The 2,358-nt window shown below is 64.0% G+C and carries 2 protein-coding genes; both read right to left on the reverse strand.

Annotated features, from left to right (window positions below; genetic code table 11):
* Positions 1 to 19 precede the first annotated feature (19 nt).
* Positions 20 to 1,051, reverse strand: a complete 1,032-nt coding sequence (locus AC1DJT_RS36160; protein WP_476769805.1) for an ABC transporter substrate-binding protein — start codon at positions 1,049 to 1,051, stop codon at positions 20 to 22.
* Positions 1,052 to 1,218: 167 nt separating this feature from the next.
* Positions 1,219 to 2,187: a carbon-nitrogen hydrolase family protein gene (locus AC1DJT_RS36165; protein WP_476769806.1), complete on the reverse strand. Its 969-nt coding sequence runs from the start codon at positions 2,185 to 2,187 to the stop codon at positions 1,219 to 1,221.
* Between the last annotated feature and the right edge of the window lie 171 nt (positions 2,188 to 2,358).

Consider the following 2,358-nt stretch of genomic DNA (forward strand, 5'->3'; position numbering starts at 1 on the left):
GCAGAAAGGAGTCGAGAGACTACGATCCGGCGGCGGCCTTCTTCGCGAAGCTGTCGATGAAGGTCTTGTTCAGGTCGACATTCGAGGTCGCAAGCTCAGGATCGAGCAGTTTCAGCGAGTCATACATGCTCTTCATCGCATCTGGCGTGGAAATGCCGGTGCGCGAATAACTTTCCTGCGAATTCTTGACGGCGCGCAGATAGAGCGGCTTGTCGCCGAGATGGTATTCGGCGGGGACGAGATCGGCGACATCCTCGGGCTTGGCCGTCTCCAGCCATTTCAGGGACTTGACCAGCGCGTTGACGAGTTTCTGCGTCGTGACCGGGTTCTTCTCGGCGAAATCATTCTTGAGATAGAGCACGGCAGCAGGGTTTGAACCGCCGAACAGCGCCTTGGTGCCGGCCTCGGTGCGGGTGTCGATCAGCGCCACGACATCGCCATCCGCTTCGAGCTTCGAGGTCACGGGATCGAGATGCGAGATGATATCGACCTGGCCTTGCTTGATCGCGGCAACGGCGCTGGCGCCGGCACCGACACCGATGATMGGCGCGTCGGTCGCCTTCAGGCCGGCCTTGACCATGGCATATTGCGCGGTCAGCGAGGTCGAGGAGCCGGGCGCGGTGACGCCGATCTTCAAGCCCTTGAAATCGGCCGCGGATTTGACCTTGTCGGCAAGCTCCTTGCGCACGGCGATGGTGATCGCCGGGAAACGCCCGAGCTCAACCACGGCGCGGATGTCCTGCCCCTTGGCCTGCATCCGGATGGTATGCTCATAGGCGCCGGTCACGACATCGACCGAGCCGCCGACGAGGGCCTGCAACGACTTCGCGCCACCGCCGAAATCGTTGATCGTGACGTCGAGCCCCTGCTCCTTGAAGAAGCCCTTCTTCTCCGCGACCGTCAGCGGAAGATAATAGAGCAGCTGCTTGCCGCCGACGCCGAGCGTGACATTCGGCTTCTCGGCCGTCTGGGCCTCTGCGCCAAACGGCACGAAGCCGAGAGAGGTGGACAAGGCGAGCGCGGCCAGCGCGCCGCGACGGGTGAAGCTCATCGAATTTCCTCCTGATGGGATCGGTTTGCGCTTCTGAACTGGCGCAGTCGGCCCCGACGATAGGCGAGATTGCCCGGCACGGGCAACCTTCGCCTCCCCGATCAGCCCGAGGCCCGGGGCGCAACTTTCGTCTGAGCCCCCAGGCGAACGCCGGTGAGCCCGCGTCGCTATAGCGTCCCCTCATCCCGAAAGGACGCAACGCCCTGCCGGGTCCGGTTGACGACGAGGCGTGTCACATCCGGGCGGGCATAGTGTCCGGCCTGATCGAAATTCTGGCGCTCGCGCCTGACCTCGCGATGATCAAGCGTCGCAACGAGAAGCTCCTCGCGCCCCGTCACGGGCTCGATCACCCATTTGCCGTCAGGGCCGGCGATGCCGGAGCCGCCATCAGCGAGGATCTCGGGGCAGGTTTCCAGCATGGCAGCAGCAGGACTGCCGGCCGGCACATCCTGCTTGCGCATCAGTCCCGAGACCGCCAGCACGTAGCTGCGTCCCTCGCGCGCCAGGAAGCAGGTCGTATCCACCGTGTTGCGGAGGTTCCCCGGCCAAAGCGCCACATGCAGATTCTCACCCTGCGCGTACAGCGCTGCTCGCGACAGCGGCATCCAGTTCTCGAAGCAGTTCAGCCCGCCAACCGTGAAGGCCCCGACACGGTGCACCTGAAGACCATGTCCGTCGCCCGGCGCCCAGCTCAGCCTCTCTTCATAGGTCGGCATCAGCTTGCGATGCACCGACGCGATCATGCCATCCGCACCGATATGCACGCGCGAGCAATAGACGCTGTGCCCGCCGCGATCTGCCGGCCGCTCGATGATGCCGAGCATGACGGCGATGCCGCCGCGCTGCGCCGCAGCGCAGACCGCAGCCAGATGGCCGGCCTCGATCTGAACGGCCTGATCCAGATAATGCGCGTGAATCTCCTTCTGCAGCGACGATTCAAAGCGCGCCCCGTCGGTATGTTCGATCCAGAAGGGATAACCCGGCACCAGCGCCTCCCCGAACGCGACGAAGCCGCACCCTGCCGCGGCGGCGCGCGCGATCCAGTTGGCCACCTTCCCCAGGGTGGCATCGCGATCGAGCCATACCGGAGCGATCTGGGCCAGGCCCACGGTCAATCTGTCTGATACGGCGGTCATCGAGCCCCATCCCGGGCCTTGAGTGTGTTGCGATGGCCGGGTTAAGGACGTGGACAAGATCAGTCCAATTAATCCTTGGAATACCCCTCGATCATGCCACCTAATGTCACTCTGGTGCAGCTGCGTTGTTTCGCCGGCGTCGTCGAACATGGCGGCTTCACGGTGGCAGCC

The organism is Allobosea sp. 05T422_2, assembly GCF_056396265.1.